We start from the raw sequence: 17,045 nt of genomic DNA, 5'->3' as shown, positions 1-17,045 counted from the left end.
GACGGGTTGCCGGGATCCGCTTACTCGTCTTTGACGCGTGAGTAACTTCGAACACACCGTGGGTGTTCGAGCGAGGTGCTCAGGGGGCCGCGTGGTCCTGCACCGTGCCGCAGACGCAGCCGCGGTCGGTCCCCTGGCCGGCCGCCGTTGCCGCGCAGTAGCGGCGCGCGATCGCGTCGTGCGTGCCCAGCGGGTGCGGGCAGCTCGGGCACCGCGTGCCGGCGCGGGGCACGTCCGGCGCCTCGGGCACCGGGGCCGTCACGGTGTCACCTTCGTCCGCAGGGGTGCGCTCACCGAGTGGAGGTGCTGCAGCACGTAACCGTACGAGCGGGCCCAGCCGCACTCCGCGTAGGAGATTTCGTGGCGGACGCAGAAGTCCCGGACGATCACCTGGGCGTGTTTCAGGTTCGGCCGGGCCATGCTCGGGAACAGGTGGTGCTCGATCTGGTAGTTCAGGCCGCCGAGGGAGAAGTCGACGATCGGGCCGCCACGGATGTTGCGTGATGTCAGCACCTGCTTGCGGAGGAAGTCGAGCTTGTGCCCGGACGCCAGCATCTCCATGCCCTTGTGGTTGGGCGCGAACGAGCAGCCCATGTACAGGCCCCACAGGAACTGGTGCACGAGGATGAAGATGATCCCGGTCAGCGGCGACAGCACGATGAACACCGCGGCGAGGTAGGCCGCGAGGTGCGCGATCAGCAGCGCGGACTCCAGCTTGTGCTGGCGGACATCCCCGCGCCACACGGCTTTCACGCTCGAGACGTGCAGGTTCAGGCCTTCGAGCAGGAGCAGCGGAAAGAACAGGAACGCCTGGTACTTCGCCACCCAGCGAAGGAAACCACGCTTCCGTGAGCTCTGCGCCTTGCTGAACGCGAGCGCGGCGATGTCGACGTCGGGGTCTTCGTCCTCGTTGTTGGGATTGGCGTGGTGGCGCGCGTGCGTGCCGATCCACCAGCCGTAGCTCAGCCCGGTGAGTCCACCGTGGAACAAGCCGGTCGCGTCGTTCGCCTTGCGGCTGCGGAAGATCTGCTTGTGCCCGGCATCGTGCCCGATGAACGACAGCTGCGCGAACACCATCGCGAAGAACGCCGCGAGGAACAGCTGCCACCACGAGTCGCCGAGGTAGGCGAAGGCGACCCAGCCGCCACCGAACGCGGCGAGGTTGAGCCCGATCCGGACGGCGTAGTAGCGGCGCCGCCGGCGCAGGAGGCCTGCTTCCTTGATCAGCCTCGACAGCTCGGCGAAGTCGCTGCCGTGCGAAGTGTCCGGAGCCTGGAGCGAAGTCATGTCCGCCGTCCTGGTCAGCTTTAATGCTTGTCCAGCAACGGTTTCCGGCGATTGTGAGCCGGTCCGGTCCGGGATAAGGGCACTGGGGCCTGGTCGCGGGTTCGCTCCGCGACATGCGTTCAGCGTCCCACCCGCCGCCCTCGATGGCAATTCCCCGTGGACCACCGAAGAGGTGTACAGTCGGCCACATCGGGATGTCGGTGACGTACCGCACATTCGAGGCTTCCGGCTGGTTCGTCCGGCCGGGGACAGGAGCTGAACCGGGTTACGCAACCCGTTCGTCTCGCAGCCGTGCCGGCCAGTCGGCCGGCGAGCAGCCGCCCGCAGTCGCGCAGAGCGACGCCCGGGGCGCCCAATCAGGTTGCTACGGCGAGGTTCGCACTCGACAAGCTCTTGTCATCGGGTGGCTCGTCGACGAGCCTGGGTTCGGCATCACCGTGCCCCGGCCCGCCGACGAGCCACCATTCAAGACAGCCCCCACGAGGAAAGCAGCCCGAAGAGCTGCTCCCGCTCGGCGCCGGTCAGCGGCCGGCTCGGCGGCCGCACGTCGGGGCGGCACAGGCCGAGTTGACCGAGCGCGTCCTTGACCACGCTGACGTTGTTGGCGTTCCCGTTGGCGGCCCGCAGCTCTTCGAACGGCCGGATCCGCTCCCAGACCACCATCGCCGCCGGGAAGTCCCCTGTGGACAGTGCGCGGAACATCTCCAGCGAGATCGCCGGGTCGACGTTCACCAGCCCGGACGTGAAGCCGGTGGCGCCGACGGCGAAGTAGCCGGGCGCCGAAAGCTCCGCCAGCCCGGCGATCCACACGAACCGCTCGAAGCCGGTGTCCCGCGCGACCGAGCCGAACCGCACCGGGTCCGGCACCGCGTACTTCACGCCGATGACGTTCGGGGCCGTCTCGCCCAGCGCGCACAGCTGCGCGCCGGAGATCGCCGGGTTGCGGACGTAGATCACGACGCCGAGTTCCGGTACGGCCGCGGCGATCGCGGCGTGGTAGTCGACCCAGCCGGCACCGGAGATGTACGGGTGCACCGGCTGGTGGATCATGATCATGTCGGCCCCGGTGTCCCGCGCGTGCTGCGCGGCCCGCGTCGCCGACGCGACGTCGTGACCGACCCCGGCGAGCACGCTCGCCCGGCCGGCCGCGGCCTCGACGGTGACCTCGAGGCACTGCCGGGCCTCGCCCTCGTCGAGCGCGTAGAACTCGCCGGTGTTCCCGTTCGGCGTCACGACCTCGATGCCGCCGGTGATCAGCCGGTCCACCAGTTTCGCGTACGTCTCGCCGTCGACGGCGCCCTCGGTGTCGAACGGCGTCACCGGGATGGCCACCACCCCGGAAAGCCGCCGCCTCTGCTCCTCGAACGTCATCGAGCCCCCTTCGGATCGCCGGTTTCGGTGGTGCGGTCGCCGGGGAGCCCGAAGGCGACCCGGTCGATGAAATCGGTGATGTGCTTGCGCAGCAGGTGTTCGGTCTGCCGGGCGTTGCCGCTCTCGGCGGCGTTCAGGATGGCCCGGTGTTCGGCCGCTTCGCCCTGCCAGGTCGGGCTGATGCCCCAGCCGGTGACGGTGATCAGCGCCGCCTGGTCGCGCAGGCCGTCGAGGACCTCGACCAGGAGCGGGTTCCCGCACCCCGAGTAGAGCGCGCGGTGGAACAGCCGGTTGGTCAGGCTGGCCTTCGCGCGGTCGGTGGCCGCGGCGCCGGTCTCGACCTCGGCCAGCACCTGACGCGCTTCGCCGAAGTCCGCGCCCTGTTCGACCGCGCGCCGGACGGCCTCGGGCTCGAGGAGCGCGCGCAGGTCGTACACCGCGTACGCGCTCTCGGCGTCCATGACCCGGACTGCTGCCCCCTTGTACGTGCTCATCGTGACCAAACCGGAACCGGCGAGGATTCGCAGTGCCTCGCGCACCGGGGTCTTCGACACTCCGAGCAGCGCGCCCACCTCGGCTTCGGCGAGCGTTTCGCCCGGTCCGAACTCGCCGCTCAAGATCGCTTCCTTGATCGCGTCACGGACGAAATCCGTGCGCGAAACGGGCGGCGGCGGTCTCCTGGCCGAAGAAGTGCTCGCCACTGGCATGTCCGATCTGATATACGATGCGACATACAACATTATCATGGACCGAGGGAGCAGCCATGCATCGTCGCACCGGCTTCCGATTCCGGCGAGTGCTGCTGGCGGCAGGCCTCGCCGCCGGCCTGGCGGCCTGCGGCGCGCCCGGCGGTGACGGCGGCCAGGCGGCGAACCCCCAGGCCGTGCCGGACAAGCCGAGCAAGCCGGTCGAGCTGAACATCCTCGACGTCGCCGGCAATCTGCAGCTCACCAAGCAGATGATCGAGAACTTCAAGGCCGCGCACCCGGAAGTGCTCTCGAAGGTCACCTATTCGACGGCGCCCGCGCCGAGCATGGCGGGCAAGCTCAAGGCCGAGCAGGACGGCGGTGTCGCCCAGACGCACCTGGTCCTCAGCGGCACCGACGGTCTCTCGGCCGGCATCGCGAACGGCACCCTGGCCAAGATCCTCCCGGACTTCGCCGGCCGGTTCCCGAACCTGATGCAGAACTACCAGGAACCCGCGGCGAAGATGCAGGAGCTGGCCAACGGCTACGGCGTCGAGCTCGTCTACTCCCCGGCAGGCCCGCTGCTGGAATACAACCCGGGCGCGGTGCCTGCCGCTCCGGCCTCTCCGCAGGAGCTGCTCGACTGGGCGAAGGCGCACCCGGAGAAGTTCCAGTACGCCCAGCCGTCGAACTCCGGCCCGGGCCGGACGTTCCTGATGGGGTTGCCGTACCTGCTCGGCGACAAGGACCCGAAGGACCCGGACAAGGGCTGGGACAAGACCTGGGCGTTCCTGCAGGAGCTGGGCAAGTACGTGAAGTACTACCCGTCGGGCACCACCGAGACCATGAAGAACCTGGCGTCCGGCTCGGTGGCCATGGTGACGTCGATGACCGGCTGGGACCTCAACCCGCGCAAGCTCGGCACCGTGCCCAACACGGTCAAGACCGCGATGATGCAGCCGATGCACTGGGTCACCGACGCCCAGTACGCCCTGATCCCGAAGGGCCTGTCCCCGGACCAGGAGTCGGCGATCCTGCAGCTGATCGCGTGGATGCTCAAGCCGGACCAGCAGGCCATCGCCTACGACGACGGGTACTTCTACCCCGGCCCCGCGGTCAAGGACGTCACCCTGCAGATGGCGCCGCAGAAGAGCCAGGACACGATCAAGCAGTTCGGGCGCCCGGAGTACGAGCAGTGGATCGCGCAGTACCCCAAGGAGACCTCGCTGCCGGCCGAGCAGCAGGTCAAGGCGTTCGACAAGTGGAACCAGCTGGTCGGCGGCTCGAAGGTCGGCAAGAAGTGACGTTCGAGCAGCTCCGGTTGGACGGCGTTTCGCGCAGCTTCGGCACCGCGAACGCCCTGAGCGGCCTCGACCTCGCCATCACGCGCGGCGAGTTCGTGGCCCTGCTCGGCCCGTCCGGCTGCGGCAAGTCGACGGCGCTGAACTGCCTGGCCGGACTGCTGCCGCTGACCGGCGGCAGCATCTGGCTCGACGAGGCCCGGATCGACGGGCAGCCCCCGGAGCAGCGCGGGTTCGGGATGGTCTTCCAGAACTACGCGCTGTTCCCGCACATGTCCGTCCGCGCGAACATCGGGTTCGGCCTCAAGATGCGCAAGGTGGGCCGGGCCGAGGCCCGCCGCCGCGTCGACGAAGCGCTGCGCCTGGTGCAGCTCACCGAGCACGCGGCGAAGTTCCCCGCCCAGCTGTCCGGCGGCCAGCAGCAGCGCGTCGCCATCGCCCGCGCCGTGGTGCTGGAGCCACCCGTGGTCCTGATGGACGAGCCACTGTCCAATTTGGACGCCAAGCTCCGCCTGGAGATGCGGATGGAGATCCGCCGCCTCCACCAGACGCTCGGCCTGACCACCGTGTACGTCACCCACGACCAGGAGGAGGCCCTGTCGCTGGCCGACCGCCTGGTGGTGCTGCGCGAGGGCACGGTCCAGCAGATCGGCACACCCGAGGAGGTCTACGCCCAGCCGGTGAACAGCTATGTCGCGTCGTTCATGGGCTACCGCAACCTCCTGGACGTGACGGTCACGGACGCGGCGGGCTCATCGGTCACCGTGGAGGGCGCGGGAGTCCGCCTGACCGGCCGCGGCTCCCTGACAGAGGGACCCGCGAAGGTGGCGATCCGCCCGGAGGACTTCGTGCTCGGCGACGGTACGGAGAACGCCCTCGACGTGACGGTCGAGATTGTCGAGTACCACGGCCGCGAGCTGTCGGTCTCGGCCCGCCTCGAGAGCGGGACGCCGGTGTACTTCCGGACGGACAAGCGCCTGGCCCCGGGCGACACGGCGAAGATCGGTGTCCCGGCCGAGCGGGTCCTGGTGTTCGCGCCGTGACCGCCGTGGCCACTGCCCGGCCGGCGTTGCGGCACCGGCTCGCCGAACGCGGTGTCGACCGCACCCTGCTGCTCCTCGTGCCTGGCCTGCTGGTCACTGCCTGCCTGTTCCTCTACCCCTTCCTCTACGGCCTCCAGTTGTCCTTCGCCCCACGCAAGGGCGGGGTCTTCGCGAATTACGCGCGGTTCTTCGGCGACCCGTACTTGCGCGACACGATCTGGACGACGCTCGGCATCGCGCTGCCCGCGACGTTCATCAACGTCCTCGCCAGCATCCCGATCGCGTACGTGATGCGCGGCCGCGTCCGCGGCAAGCGCCTCCTGACGACCATCCTGGTCGTGCCGATCACGCTCGGCACGGTGCTCACCGCGCAGGGCCTGATCATGTACGGTGGGCCGGCGGGCTGGCTGAACAAGGTGCTCACCGTCCTCGGTGTCACCGACCAGCCGCTGCCGCTGATCCACAACTACACCGGCGTGCTGTTGTCGCTCGTGATCACCGGCTTCCCGTTCTCCTTCCTGCTCACGTTGTCCTATCTGTCGGGCATCGACCCCTCCTTGGAGAAGGCGGCCGCGACGCTCGGCGCGAACGGCGTCCAGCGCTTCCGGCGGATCACGCTGCCGCTGCTGGCGCCCGGCCTGGCGATCACCTTCTGTCTCTCGTTCGTCATGGCGTTCTCGGTGTTCCCTTCGGCGCAGCTCGTCGGCGACCCCGCGAACGAGACCCGCGTCATCTCGATCGCGGCCTACCACGCCGCCTTCGAGGAGTACGACTACTCGATGGGTTCGGCCGTCGCGATGCTCATGGCGGTGATCATGTTGATCGTGATCGGCCTGGTCATGGCGTGGCGCGGCACGCTGTACCGCGGAGCGACCGGAGGCAAGGGATGACCGGGCAAGGGATGACCGGGCAAGGGATGACCGGGCAAGGGATGACCAGGGAAGGGATGACCGGTTGGGTCGCGCGTCCCGGACGTTGGGTTGTCTGGGCCGTGGTCGTGTTCTTCTTCGTCAACCTCGCGGGCGTGGTGCTCTCGGTGGTCGTCGACTCGTTCGGCACGCAGTGGTTCGGCAGCTGGCTCCCGGACGGTTTCACCGCCCACTGGTACGCCGACGCCTGGCGCGAGTTCGGCCTGTCGGACGTCCTCCTCACGACGGCGATCGTCGCCCTGGTGGTGATCGCCGTGTCGGTGGCGGTCGGCGTCCCGGCCGCCTACGCGCTGGCTCGCCGTTCGTTCCCCGGCAAGCGCCTGGTGATGCTGCTGTTCGTCCTGCCGATCCTGATCCCTCCCATCACCTACGGCATCCCGCTGGCCACCGTGCTGTACAAGTTCCACCTGGCCGGCACGATCACCGGCGTCATCCTGGCCAACCTGGTGCCTTCGGTGCCGTTCGTCGTGCTCACGATGACGCCGTTCATCGAGCAGATCGATCCGAAGATCGAAGCCGCGGCCCGCATGTCCGGCGCGCGCACCGTCTCGGTGTTCACCCGCATCCTGGGCCCGCTCCTGCTGCCGGGGATCCTGGCCGCCTCGATCCTCGTGCTGGTGCGGACGGTCGGCATGTTCGAGCTGACGTTCCTCACCGCGGGCCCGGACTCGACGACCCTGGTGGTGGCGCTCTACAACTCCGTGTTCGCCGCGGGTATCCGGGCCAACCAGTCGGTCGACGCCATGGCGACCATCTACACCGCCTCCATGCTCGTGCTCCTTCTCATCGCGTTGCGGTTCGTGAACCCGACCCAGCTGGTGACCCGGATCCGGGAGGAGACCTAGTTCGTTCGCTCATGTGATCGACTCTACCGCGCATCATCGAACATCTGATCGACACGATCGGGCGAACCTGGACCCTTGCTCCTCCCCCGAGAGGAGGTGCCAGGCTGACGGCATGCGGTATTCGATCGGCGAGCTGGCCCACCGCACCGGGCTGACGATCAAGGCCGTCCGCTTCTACTCCGACCGCGGTCTCGTGCCGCCGTCGGGACGCAACACCGCAGGTCAGCGCCGTTACGACGACGCCGCGCTCGCCCGCCTCGACCTCGTCCGCACCCTCCGGGACCTGGGCCTCGACCTGGCCACGATCCGGCGGGTCGTCGACGGCGAAGCGACCGTCGCCGACGTCGCGGCGAAGCACGCCGAGGCCATCGAGGTGCAGATCCGCGTGCTGCGCGTGCGCCGCGCGGTGCTGACGGCGGTGGCCAGGCGCGATTCGACCCCGGAGGAAACAAGTCTCATGCACAAGCTGGCTCTACTGTCCGAAGTGGAACGACGAAGGCTGGTCGACGAATTCCTGACCGCGACACTGGGCGACCGCCCCGAACTCGCCGGCGTCGCCCGGACGTTGACGCCCGAACTCCCCGAGAACCCCAGCCCCCGGCAGATCGAAGCGTGGATCGAACTGGCCGGGCTGACGCAGGACACCGAGTTCCGCGCTGTCCTGCGCCGGCTCGTGGAGGACCATCGAGGTGGCTTGCGCCGCGACCTGGCGGCCGAGGTCCGTGACGCCGTCACGCCGGCCCTCGAAGCCGGCGTGGCACCGGACTCGCCGCAGGCCGCGGCGATCGTCGACGGTCTCCCGCGCACCCCCGATGACCTGCGGGAATGGCTCGGTTTCGTCAACGATCCACGACGTGAGCGCTACCTGGAACTGCTCTCCGTGGTCAACGGCTGGGCGGCCCCGGAAAGCTTGACGCCCGCGCTCGACTGGCTGGCCGCGGCTACGGCTTGACCTCCGCGTCGATCCGCGCGAGAACGTCCTCGACCGGCTGCGCGTCGAGACGGCGCCCGTCGCGCAGCCGCAGCGAAAGCCGTCCCGCCGCGACCTCCTCCGGACCGATCACGGCCTGGTACGGCACCAGCCGTCCGTCGCGGATCCGCGCGCCGAGGCTGCCCTGCGAGACGATCTCCGCGCGCAGGTCACCGCACCGGTCGAGGACCGACTGCGCGTCGGGCACTTCGGCAAACGACAACGGAAGTAGCCGCAGCTGGACCGGCGCCAGCCAGGCCGGGAACGCGCCGCCGTGGACCTCGACGAGGTGCGCCACCGCGCGCTCCACGCTGCCGATGATGCTGCGGTGCACCATGACCGGCCGGTGTTTCGCCGCGTCCGCGCCGACGTACTCCAGCCCGAACTGCGCCGGCTGGTGGAAGTCGACCTGGACGGTGGAGAGGGTTGACTCGCGGCCCGCGCTGTCGGCGATCTGGACGTCGATTTTCGGCCCGTAGAAGGCCGCTTCGCCTTCGACGGCGTCGTACGGGAGCCCGTCGAGGACGGACCGCAGGATTGCCACCGAGCGGTCCCAGTCGCCGGCCACGTACTTCCCGCCGGCGCCCGGGAGCGAAAGCCGGTACCGCGCCGGGCTGATGCCGAGCGCGTCGTAGGCCTTCCGGATCAGCCCCAGCGCGGCGGCCGCCTCGGCTTCGACCTGATCGAGGGTGCAGAAGACGTGCGCGTCGTTGAGCTGGATCGCGCGGACGCGGTTCAGCCCGCCGAGCACGCCGGACAGCTCGCTGCGGTACATCCCGCCGAGCTCGGCGATCCGCAGCGGCAGCTCGCGGTAGCTGCGCCCGCGCGAACGGTAGATCAGCGCGTGGTGCGGGCACAGGCTCGGCCGCAGCACGAGCTGCTCGCCGCCGACGTCCATGGGCGGGTACATGTCGTCGCGGTAGTGCGCCCAGTGCCCCGAGATCTCGTACAGCTCACGCTTGCCGAGCACCGGCGAATGGACGTGCCGGTACCCCGCGCGCCGTTCGAGGCCGCGGACGTACTCCTCGATGCTGTAGCGGACGATCGCGCCGTCGGGCAGCCAGTAGGGCAGGCCCGCGCCGATCAGCGGGTCGGTGCCGAACAGGCCGAGCTCGCGGCCGAGCTTGCGGTGGTCGTGCATTGTGGACTCCTCGTGGACGGCGAGGCGGGTGACCACAAGACGAAGCCCGGGGCGACCGCCCCGGGCTGGAGACATCGTTCAGCGCGCCGGGACACTTTCCGGCGTCGTCGTGGAAACAGCGCGCTTCATGTCTTCGACGGTAGCAACCGCGGCCAGTCCTTTTACGCCTTCGTGAGCTGGAACGTGTCGAACCGCGGCTTCCCGGCCGGGCGCAGCACGAGCACGTTCACCCCCGTGGCCGTGTGCCGGGTTTCGACGTGTTCGAAGGCTTTCGGCGCCACGCCGTCCGGGAAGAGCCGGCGCCCCTTGCCCAGCACGACCGGGTACAGCCACAGCCGGTACTCGTCCACCAGGTCGTTCGCGATCAGCGTCTGCAGCAGGGCGCCGCTCCCGTGCACCTGGATCTCGCCGCGGTGCCGGGACTTGAGGTCACGGACGAACCCGGCGACGTCCCCGTCCACGACGGACGTGCCGGACCAGGACGGATCCGTCAGCGTCCGCGACGCCACGTACTTCGGCAGGGTGTTGAGCCGGGACGCGACCGGATCGCCGGGGTCGGTGACCTTCGGCCAGTGCGCGGCGAAGATCTCGTACGTCCGCCGTCCGAGCAGGAAGGCGTCCGCGCGGGAGAACCACTCGGCGACGAACCCCGCCATGTCCTCCTCGTAGAACGGCGTCACCCAGCCGCCGAGGTCGAAGCCGCCGGAAGTGTCCTCGTCCTGACCCCCGGGCGCCTGGTAGACGCCGTCGAGGGTCAGGAAGGTCGTCACGGTGAGGTTGCCCATGTTTTCTCCTTCGGGTCGGGCCTGCACCTGACCCGTCGAACAGGGGCCTGCCGGTTCGACAATCCGACCGGAAGAATTTTTCAGGGGTTCAGGAACAGCTCCAGCTGCTCGACGACGAACGCGTGGTCGTCGGCCTGCGGGAGCCCGGACACGCCGACCGTGCCGACCGGGCCGACCCCGCGGACGAGCACCGGGAACACCCCGCCGTGGGCCGCGTACTCGTCCGGGTCGAGGCGGGAGTCCTCCTCGAACGAGCCGCCCTTCGCGCGGAACTGCGCGCCGACCAGGAAGGAGCTGTGCCCGTAGCGATCGACGACGCGGCTCTTGCGGTCGATCCAGGCGTCGTTGTTGGCCGACGTGCCGGGCAGCGCGGCGTGGAAGAGCCGCTGGCCGTTGCGGCGGACGGAGATCGTCACCGGCAGGCCGCGGTCCCGCGCGGCCGCCAGCAGCTGCTGGCCGAGCGCGAGCGCGGTCTCGTTGTCGAAGGTCGCGAACTGGAGGCGTTCCTCCTGGCCGGCGAGCTGGGCGAGGGCGTCGGCGTCGGTCATGCCGCCATTAAATCAACAGTGTTGTTTAATCGCCAGTGAACTCGGTCAGTGACAGCACGTTGCCATCCGGATCGGTGAACCAGGCGATCCGGCCACCGGGCGTGGTCCAGATTTTGTCGGTGTCCTGTGGCAGCGTGTCGAACGTGAGGAACTCCACGCCACGGCCACGCAGCTCGGCCACCGCCGCCCGGACGTCGGTGACCGCCCAGCCGAGCACCGTGAACGGCTGCGGCGTCAACTCGGCCACGGCGGTGACGCGCAGCATGGTCGAGCCACTGCGGAACACACACGCGAAGGGGGTCTGCTCGATGAACTCGAGCCCGGCGACATCCGTGTAGAAGGCACGTGAGCGCTCCAGGTCGGTCGAAGGTGCGAAGGCGACCAGTTCCGCTGAGTCGAGCATGGCTCCACCTCTCTCAGCGGTGAAGGTACTCCCTTGCCCGGGCCGTTGACGTGGGGAAAGCTCGCCCGAGGAGGTGGGCATGGGCCGGATCCGCCGGCGCACGGTGCTCGGTGGCGCGGCCGCGGCGACCGTCGCCGGTGCGCTGTCTGCCGCGTGCGCTCCGGCGGCGCGGAAGGGCACGATCGACGACGTCCGCCACGTCGTGGTGCTGATGCAGGAGAACCGGTCGTTCGACCAGTACTACGGCACCATGGCGGGCGTACGCGGGTTCGGCGATCGTGCGGCCCTGCGTGACGTCTTCCGCCAGCCGGCCAAGGCCGGCGGCGCGCCGGTGCTGCCGTTCCGGATCGACACCTCCGTTGTGGACGGTCAGGACCTCGGCGAGCTGCCGCACGACTGGAACAGCACGCACCGCGCGTGGAACGGCGGCGCGTACGACCGCTGGATAGCGGCGAAGAGCCCCATGACGATGGGGTACTTCACACGCGACGACATCCCGTTCCAGCACGCCCTGGCGAGCGCGTTCACCCTGTGCGACCACTACTTCTGCTCGATCCAGGGCCCGACCCACCCGAACCGGCTGTACCACTGGACCGGCACGATCGACCCGGACGGTCTCGCCGGCGGCCCCACGACGCACAACACACCCGACTACGAGCCCGCCTTCCGCTGGACGACGTACCCGGAGCGGCTGGAGGCGGCGGGCATCTCGTGGCGGATCTACGCGAACACCGAGGAGCGCGGCGTCCCTGACCACTTCGTCGGCGACTACGGCGGCAACCCGCTGTGGCTGTTCCAGAACTTCCACGACGCGCTGCACTCGATGGACCCGGTGAAGCGGCGGCTGGCCGAACGCGCGAACCTGCGCAAGAAGCTCAAGCCCGACTCCGGGAAGGGCAAGGACCTCGACCACGTGCTGGCCGAGTTCATCGCCGACTGCGCGGCGGGGACGTTGCCCGCCGTGTCGTGGATCGTCGCCCCGTACGGCTATTGCGAGCACCCCGCCGCCCGGCCGGTCGACGGCGCCGCCTACGTCCAGCGGATGCTGAAAGCGTTGTGGGACAAGCCCGATCTGTGGGAGTCGACCGTCGTCTTCATCAACTACGACGAGAACGACGGCTTCTACGACCACGTCGTCCCGCCGACGCCGCCGCCCGGCACGCCCGGCGAGTACCTGCCGGCGAACCGGCCGGAGAAGGGCCGCCCGTCCGGGGCTCCCCTCCCGATCGGGTTGGGGCCGCGCGTGCCGATGATGGTCGTCTCGCCGTGGAGCCGCGGCGGCTGGGTGAACTCGCAGGTCTTCGACCACACGTCGGTGCTGCGGTTCCTGGAGACGTGGACCGGCGTGCGCGAGCCGAACATCTCGGCGTGGCGCCGCGCCATCTGCGGCGACCTGACCAGCTGTTTCGACTTCGGCACCCACGACACGACGATCCCGCTGCTGCCGGACGCGGACGCGCTGCGCGCCGAAGCCGACCGGACGCAGAAACGGCTTCCCAAGCCCGGGCTGGGGCCCGGCGCGCTGTGGCAGGAGCCCGGCACGGCGAAGGCGCGTCCCCTGCCCTACCAGCCGGTCGCCTGGGTCACGGCCGAGGCGGACGTCCTGAAGCTGCACCTGGCCAACCACGGCACGCAGGCGTTGCAGCTGGCCGCGTACGCCTACCACGCCGGCGGCACGTCACAACGCTTCGACGTCGGCCCGAAGAGCGAGGTGGCCGGCGAAGTCGCGTACGGCGGGACGTACGACGTCGCCATCCACGGCCCGAACGGCTTCGTCGTCGAGGCTTCGGGAGGCCCGGGCCTCGACGCCGCCGTCACGTTCGTGAACACGCCCCGGCTGCGGGTGACGGTGACCAACAGCGGGCCGTCGCCGGTCACGCTGAACGACGTCACCGTCCCGCCGGGCGGCTCGCACGAGTTCCCGGTGCGGGCGGAGAACGGCTGGTACGACGTCACGTTCGAGACGCCGGGGTGGCGTCGCCGCTTCGCCGGCCACCTCGAGGACGGCCGCCCGTCGCGCACCGCGCCTTAACGCAGGGCGTCCAGCGCGAAGGCGGCGAGCATCGCGACGCCGCTCGGCATCGCGTCCTCGTCGAAGAGCACGCGGTTGGAGTGGTTGGCCGCCGCTTCGGCCGGGTCGACGCCGGGCGGGCAGGCGCCGAGGAACGCGTAGGCGCCCGGAACGCGTTGCAGGACGTACGAAAAGTCCTCGGCGCCCATCAGCGGGTCGGCGAGCAGCTCGACGTTCTCCGGCCCGAGCACGGCCGCGCCGAGCCGCAGCACCTCGGCGGCGATCCGGTCGTCGTTGACGGTCACCGGGTAGCCCGGCTCGACGTCGGCGACCACGCGGCAGCCGTAGGCCGCGCCGACCTGTTCGCACACCTTGGGCAGCTCGGTGCGGACCAGCGCGCGCGTCTGCTCGGACAAGCTGCGGATCGTGCCCTCGAGCTCGGCGGTCTCCGGGATAATGTTGGACGTCGTGCCGGCCTGGATGCGGGTCACCGAGAGCACCGCGGGATCGAACACGCTGACCCGGCGCGTGATCATCGTGTGCAGCGCCCCGACCATCGCCGCGGCCGCGGGCACCGGGTCGATCGTGTACTGCGGCGCGGAGCCGTGCCCGCCCTTGCCGGTGACGCGCACGAAGAACGAGTCCGCCGACGCCATCAGAGGGCCGGGCCGCAGCTGCAGCAACCCGCTGCGCGCGTTGGCCAGGATGTGCACGCCGAACGCGCGCTCGACCCGCGTCCCGGCGGCGTCGAGCACGCCTTCGTGGATCATGAACCGGGCGCCGTGGTGACCTTCCTCACCCGGCTGGAACATGAACACGACCGACCCCGCGAGCCGGTCCCGGCGTTCGGCGAGCAGCCGCGCGGCCGACGCCAGCATCGCGACGTGCGTGTCGTGCCCGCACGCGTGCATCGACTCCGGATCCTCGGACGCGTAGTCGAGCCCGGTCTCCTCGGTCAGCGGCAATGCGTCCATGTCCCCGCGCAGCAGCACGGCCGGGCCCGGCCGAGAGCCGCGCAGAACGGCGGTCAGCGACGTCGTGGCCTTGCCCTCGGTGATCTCCAGCGGCAGGTCGGCGAGCGCTTCCCGGATCGCCGCCTGGGTGCGCGGCAGCTGGAGGCCCTGTTCCGGCCCGCGGTGCACGACGCGCCGGAGCGCGACGGTGCGGTCCTGCAGCGCCCGCGCGGCGTCGAGGAGTCCGGCGAACGGCGTGCCGGGCAGGGTGGGCAGGTCAGTGGGTCCGGTCATGCTCCCGATAGTGGCGCATGCGGCGCTTCGGGCGCACCGTGCGTGCGCCGGATCGACCGGCGGAATACGGTGTGCGCATGGCGGTGGAAGAGCCGGTCACGGGCTTCGCGGTGGCTGTGGTCCGGGAAGACGGTCGGTGGCGGTGCAGTGTGCTCGACCCAGGGGCGTTGACCGAGCTGGACGCAGCGATCACTGAACTGGGCAAACTACGTTCCACCGGCGCGAGCTTCGGGCTGCTGGCGGTCGACGACGAGTTCTTCGTCATCGTCCGGCCGAGCCCGCGGGGGCCGTCGTTGCTGCTCTCGGACGCGGCGGCGGCGCTGGACTACGACATCGCGGCGGACGTCCTCGACGTCCTGCGCGTCGATCCTCCCGACGAAGAGGACGACTCCGTCTGGCCCGAGGGCGACCTGGAGATCCTGACGGATCTCGGGCTGCCCGGGCCGGAGCTGGAGGTCATCGTCGGCGAGGTGGACCTCTACCCGGACGAGCAGCTGCAGATGGTCGCGCAGCGCTGCGGGTTCGGCAACGAGTTCGCCAAGCTCCTGGACGAGCTCTGAGACGCCCGTCCGACACCGAGGCCGTGGAGGCGGCGCTGGAAGCGGCGCGCGCCCCCGGCGCGGACGTGCCGATCGGGGCGGTCGTGTTCGGCCCCGACGGCACCCCCCTGGCCGCGGCCCGCAACGCGCGCGTCGAGCTGGGCGACCCGACGGCCCACGCGGAGGTCCTGGCCCTCCGCGCGGCGGCGGCGGTGGCAGGCGACGGCTGGCGGCTGGAGGGCTGCACGCTGGCGGTGACGCTGGAGCCGTGCACGATGTGCGCGGGCGCGCTGGTGCTGGCGCGCATCTCCCGCCTCGTGTTCGGCGCGTGGGAGCCCAAGACGGGCGCGGTGGGTTCGCTCTGGGACGTCGTGCGTGACCGCCGTCTCAACCACCGCCCCGAGGTGCACGGAGGCGTCCTGGCGACGGAGTGCGCGTCGCTGCTGGAGACGTACTTCGCCCTGCGGCGCTGATTTCGCGCCGGGTCTGGTGGGTACCCCTCCCGAAGGAAGGGAGGTACGTCATGACGATGAAGGACAAGGTCCAGCAGGTGGTCGGCGGCGCCCGCGAGAAGGTCGGCTCGGTGACGGGCAACCGGCGCCTCCAGACGGCGGGCCGCATGCAGCGTCGCCGCGCCCAGGTGACCGAGGTGGCCCACGACCTGCGTACGAAGGCACGCGGCTTGGTACGCGACGCGCAGGTGAGGCGGCGTTCCCGCCGTCCGGTCGACCCCTTGTGAGACTGGGGACGGCCCTCCGGTATTGTTCTCGGCGGTGGCGTGTCCGAGCGGCCGAAGGAGCACGACTCGAAATCGTGTGACGGCTAATCCCCGTCCGTGGGTTCAAATCCCACCGCCACCGCTCGATCCGGACCCCCGGTCAGCTCAGCTGGCCGGGGGTTCGTTCGTGTTCAGGCCGCCGGGAGTTTCAGCGCGAGCACATCCGGGGTGAGCGTCGGGACACGGTCGACGGTCGTGCTTCCGCTGATGGCCAACACGGTGTTTTCGGATTCAGGCGCGGCGGCGAGCGAGGACCTCCCGCGGGGAAGCAGTGTGCTCAGGAGATGCCACTTACCGGTACGCAGATCGTAGATCTCCGTGGTGCGGTGGCGGCTTAGGCGATCCTGGAAGGGCCCGGGGCCACCGCCCACCACGACGATGCGGTCTCCGTCGTCACCGCCGAGGACGGTGGCTCCCGGCAGGGCTCGCGGTTGGTGCATCGAACGCACGGCTTCCCAGGTGTCGGACTTCGGCGCGTACCGTTCCACGGTGCTGAACGCTTCCTGGAAAAAGCTCCGCAGCCCGCCGATCGAATACAGATGACCACCTGCCGCGACAAGTCTGTGGCGGGCTCGCGGACTCAGCATCGAGGCAACAGGTGACCACCGTTCCTCGCGCGGATCGAAGACGAGGACGGAGTCCGTCGCGTGCTCGTCGGTGTCGTTCTCGTCGATGACGCCGCCGGCCACGTAGAGCAGACCGCCCAGTCCGGCGGCCGAAGTCACCGTGCGTGGTGACGGCAGGGGCGGGGCCGTCGTCCATCGGTCGCTGAAGGGGTCGTAGCGTTCGACCACATCGGTGCCGTGGTCACCCTCGATGATGCCACCGACGGCGTAGATCATCCCGTCGACCACGCCTACCCCGTGGTTGCCCCGCGCCGTGGGCATCGGAGCGACTTCGTGCCACTCACTGTCCCCGTGAATTCGGCGAAATTCGACGGAGTTGAGGGCCACATTCGCATCCGCGCCGCCGATGACGTAGATGTGCCCGTGCGTCGTCGCCGCGGCGTGGGCGAACCGCCCGGTGTGTAGCGGCGGCCGGTCTTTCCATTGTTTGCTCATTGTTTCCAGCCTCTTTCTTCGGTGATTCATTCCCTTCCGTTTCCGGGGACAAGGGCAAAGTCTCTGCCACGCCGCCGCCTGTTGCGGGTTCGTGCGCGCC

General features: G+C 69.8%; 19 protein-coding genes and 1 tRNA gene. 10 read left to right on the top strand and 10 right to left on the bottom strand.

What is annotated here, in order from left to right; all coding sequences use genetic code 11:
- Positions 1-79: 79 nt before the first annotated feature.
- The 4 genes from A3CE_RS0121490 to A3CE_RS0121475 all read right to left on the bottom strand — a co-directional run bounded on the left by A3CE_RS0121490 (position 80) and on the right by A3CE_RS0121475 (position 3,359).
- A complete protein-coding gene (locus A3CE_RS0121490; protein ID WP_020642172.1) occupies positions 80-262 on the bottom strand; it encodes an RGCVC family protein in 183 nt (60 codons plus the stop codon).
- Entirely contained in the window at positions 259-1,287 is a 1,029-nt protein-coding gene (locus A3CE_RS0121485) for a fatty acid desaturase family protein (RefSeq protein WP_020642171.1), read from the bottom strand. The genes A3CE_RS0121490 and A3CE_RS0121485 overlap by 4 nt, the downstream gene beginning before the upstream one ends.
- 465 nt (positions 1,288-1,752) lie before the next feature.
- The gene (locus A3CE_RS0121480; RefSeq protein ID WP_020642170.1) at positions 1,753-2,658 is read right to left on the bottom strand and encodes a dihydrodipicolinate synthase family protein; all 906 of its coding nucleotides are present in this window, start codon (positions 2,656-2,658) and stop codon (positions 1,753-1,755) included.
- Positions 2,655-3,359, bottom strand: coding sequence for a GntR family transcriptional regulator (locus tag A3CE_RS0121475; RefSeq protein WP_026468716.1), 705 nt, complete (start codon positions 3,357-3,359; stop codon positions 2,655-2,657). The genes A3CE_RS0121480 and A3CE_RS0121475 overlap by 4 nt, the downstream gene beginning before the upstream one ends.
- 62 nt (positions 3,360-3,421) lie before the next feature.
- On the opposite strand from A3CE_RS0121475, the gene A3CE_RS0121470 reads away from it, so the two are divergent.
- The 5 genes from A3CE_RS0121470 (at position 3,422) to A3CE_RS0121450 (ending at position 8,414) form a co-directional block, all read left to right on the top strand.
- Positions 3,422-4,648, top strand: coding sequence for an extracellular solute-binding protein (locus tag A3CE_RS0121470; RefSeq protein ID WP_211231858.1), 1,227 nt, complete (start codon positions 3,422-3,424; stop codon positions 4,646-4,648).
- The gene (locus A3CE_RS0121465) at positions 4,645-5,688 is read left to right on the top strand and encodes an ABC transporter ATP-binding protein (RefSeq protein WP_020642167.1); all 1,044 of its coding nucleotides are present in this window, start codon (positions 4,645-4,647) and stop codon (positions 5,686-5,688) included. The genes A3CE_RS0121470 and A3CE_RS0121465 overlap by 4 nt, the downstream gene beginning before the upstream one ends.
- Positions 5,685-6,578 carry an ABC transporter permease gene (locus A3CE_RS0121460; protein WP_020642166.1) on the top strand — a complete coding sequence of 298 codons (894 nt, stop codon included), beginning with the start codon at positions 5,685-5,687 and terminating at the stop codon, positions 6,576-6,578. The genes A3CE_RS0121465 and A3CE_RS0121460 overlap by 4 nt, the downstream gene beginning before the upstream one ends.
- A gap of 56 nt (positions 6,579-6,634) precedes the next feature.
- Positions 6,635-7,462, top strand: coding sequence for an ABC transporter permease (locus A3CE_RS0121455; protein ID WP_026468715.1), 828 nt, complete (start codon positions 6,635-6,637; stop codon positions 7,460-7,462).
- A 112-nt stretch (positions 7,463-7,574) separates the two neighbouring features.
- A complete protein-coding gene (locus A3CE_RS0121450) occupies positions 7,575-8,414 on the top strand; it encodes a MerR family transcriptional regulator (protein ID WP_020642164.1) in 840 nt (279 codons plus the stop codon).
- On the opposite strand, the gene thrS is transcribed toward A3CE_RS0121450, so the two are convergent.
- The 4 genes from thrS to A3CE_RS0121430 all read right to left on the bottom strand — a co-directional run bounded on the left by thrS (position 8,404) and on the right by A3CE_RS0121430 (position 11,309).
- Positions 8,404-9,648, bottom strand: a complete 1,245-nt coding sequence (thrS, locus tag A3CE_RS0121445; RefSeq protein ID WP_084641667.1) for a threonine--tRNA ligase — start codon at positions 9,646-9,648, stop codon at positions 8,404-8,406. The genes A3CE_RS0121450 and thrS overlap by 11 nt on opposite strands.
- 86 nt (positions 9,649-9,734) lie before the next feature.
- Positions 9,735-10,358, bottom strand: a complete 624-nt coding sequence (locus A3CE_RS0121440; protein WP_020642162.1) for a dihydrofolate reductase family protein — start codon at positions 10,356-10,358, stop codon at positions 9,735-9,737.
- Between the two features lie 80 nt (positions 10,359-10,438).
- Complete coding sequence (locus A3CE_RS0121435; RefSeq protein WP_020642161.1) at positions 10,439-10,906, bottom strand: heme-degrading domain-containing protein; 468 nt, start codon at positions 10,904-10,906, stop codon at positions 10,439-10,441.
- 25 nt (positions 10,907-10,931) lie between these two features.
- Complete coding sequence (locus A3CE_RS0121430) at positions 10,932-11,309, bottom strand: VOC family protein (protein WP_020642160.1); 378 nt, start codon at positions 11,307-11,309, stop codon at positions 10,932-10,934.
- Positions 11,310-11,388: 79 nt separating this feature from the next.
- Between A3CE_RS0121430 and A3CE_RS0121425 the strand changes: the two genes are divergently transcribed.
- A complete protein-coding gene (locus A3CE_RS0121425) occupies positions 11,389-13,341 on the top strand; it encodes a phosphocholine-specific phospholipase C (protein WP_020642159.1) in 1,953 nt (650 codons plus the stop codon).
- Here the strand turns inward: A3CE_RS0121425 and A3CE_RS0121420 are convergent.
- A complete protein-coding gene (locus A3CE_RS0121420) occupies positions 13,338-14,567 on the bottom strand; it encodes a M20 metallopeptidase family protein (protein ID WP_020642158.1) in 1,230 nt (409 codons plus the stop codon). The two genes, A3CE_RS0121425 and A3CE_RS0121420, sit on opposite strands and share 4 nt — an antisense overlap.
- Before the next feature lie 77 nt (positions 14,568-14,644).
- On the opposite strand from A3CE_RS0121420, the gene A3CE_RS0121415 reads away from it, so the two are divergent.
- From A3CE_RS0121415 to A3CE_RS0121400, 4 genes are all read left to right on the top strand, one after another.
- On the top strand, positions 14,645-15,127 hold the full coding sequence (locus A3CE_RS0121415) for a tRNA adenosine deaminase-associated protein (protein WP_020642157.1): 483 nt from the start codon (positions 14,645-14,647) through the stop codon (positions 15,125-15,127).
- Between the two features lie 23 nt (positions 15,128-15,150).
- Positions 15,151-15,579 (top strand): nucleoside deaminase, encoded by a 429-nt coding sequence (locus A3CE_RS0121410; protein ID WP_020642156.1) that lies wholly within the window; start codon positions 15,151-15,153, stop codon positions 15,577-15,579.
- A 50-nt stretch (positions 15,580-15,629) separates the two neighbouring features.
- Positions 15,630-15,845 (top strand): CsbD family protein, encoded by a 216-nt coding sequence (locus tag A3CE_RS0121405; protein WP_020642155.1) that lies wholly within the window; start codon positions 15,630-15,632, stop codon positions 15,843-15,845.
- 33 nt (positions 15,846-15,878) lie between these two features.
- Positions 15,879-15,966 (top strand) — tRNA-Ser (locus A3CE_RS0121400).
- A gap of 49 nt (positions 15,967-16,015) precedes the next feature.
- Here A3CE_RS0121400 and A3CE_RS53585 read toward each other — a convergent pair.
- Positions 16,016-16,945 (bottom strand): Kelch repeat-containing protein, encoded by a 930-nt coding sequence (locus A3CE_RS53585; RefSeq protein ID WP_020642154.1) that lies wholly within the window; start codon positions 16,943-16,945, stop codon positions 16,016-16,018.
- Positions 16,946-17,045: the final 100 nt, after the last annotated feature.

The sequence above is a fragment of the Amycolatopsis balhimycina FH 1894 genome (genome assembly GCF_000384295.1).
GTDB lineage: Bacteria > Actinomycetota > Actinomycetes > Mycobacteriales > Pseudonocardiaceae > Amycolatopsis > Amycolatopsis balhimycina.
Note: the sequence above shows the minus strand (reverse complement) of the source record. Positions and strands in the feature narration are given on the sequence as shown.

Bases quoted from the DNA above. Each gene is read 5' to 3' on its own strand.
- A3CE_RS0121415 (WP_020642157.1), top strand. From the start codon at position 14,645: ATGGCGGTGGAAGAGCCGGTCACGGGCTTCGCGGTGGCTGTGGTCCGG.
- A3CE_RS0121420 (WP_020642158.1), bottom strand. From the start codon at position 14,567: ATGACCGGACCCACTGACCTGCCCACCCTGCCCGGCACGCCGTTCGCC.
- A3CE_RS53585 (WP_020642154.1), bottom strand. From the start codon at position 16,945: ATGAGCAAACAATGGAAAGACCGGCCGCCGCTACACACCGGGCGGTTC.
- A3CE_RS0121425 (WP_020642159.1), top strand. From the start codon at position 11,389: ATGGGCCGGATCCGCCGGCGCACGGTGCTCGGTGGCGCGGCCGCGGCG.
- A3CE_RS0121485 (WP_020642171.1), bottom strand. From the start codon at position 1,287: ATGACTTCGCTCCAGGCTCCGGACACTTCGCACGGCAGCGACTTCGCC.
- A3CE_RS0121450 (WP_020642164.1), top strand. From the start codon at position 7,575: ATGCGGTATTCGATCGGCGAGCTGGCCCACCGCACCGGGCTGACGATC.
- A3CE_RS0121440 (WP_020642162.1), bottom strand. From the start codon at position 10,358: ATGGGCAACCTCACCGTGACGACCTTCCTGACCCTCGACGGCGTCTAC.
- thrS (WP_084641667.1), bottom strand. From the start codon at position 9,648: ATGTCTCCAGCCCGGGGCGGTCGCCCCGGGCTTCGTCTTGTGGTCACC.
- A3CE_RS0121455 (WP_026468715.1), top strand. From the start codon at position 6,635: ATGACCGGTTGGGTCGCGCGTCCCGGACGTTGGGTTGTCTGGGCCGTG.
- A3CE_RS0121470 (WP_211231858.1), top strand. From the start codon at position 3,422: ATGCATCGTCGCACCGGCTTCCGATTCCGGCGAGTGCTGCTGGCGGCA.
- A3CE_RS0121405 (WP_020642155.1), top strand. From the start codon at position 15,630: ATGACGATGAAGGACAAGGTCCAGCAGGTGGTCGGCGGCGCCCGCGAG.
- A3CE_RS0121480 (WP_020642170.1), bottom strand. From the start codon at position 2,658: ATGACGTTCGAGGAGCAGAGGCGGCGGCTTTCCGGGGTGGTGGCCATC.
- A3CE_RS0121435 (WP_020642161.1), bottom strand. From the start codon at position 10,906: ATGACCGACGCCGACGCCCTCGCCCAGCTCGCCGGCCAGGAGGAACGC.
- A3CE_RS0121430 (WP_020642160.1), bottom strand. From the start codon at position 11,309: ATGCTCGACTCAGCGGAACTGGTCGCCTTCGCACCTTCGACCGACCTG.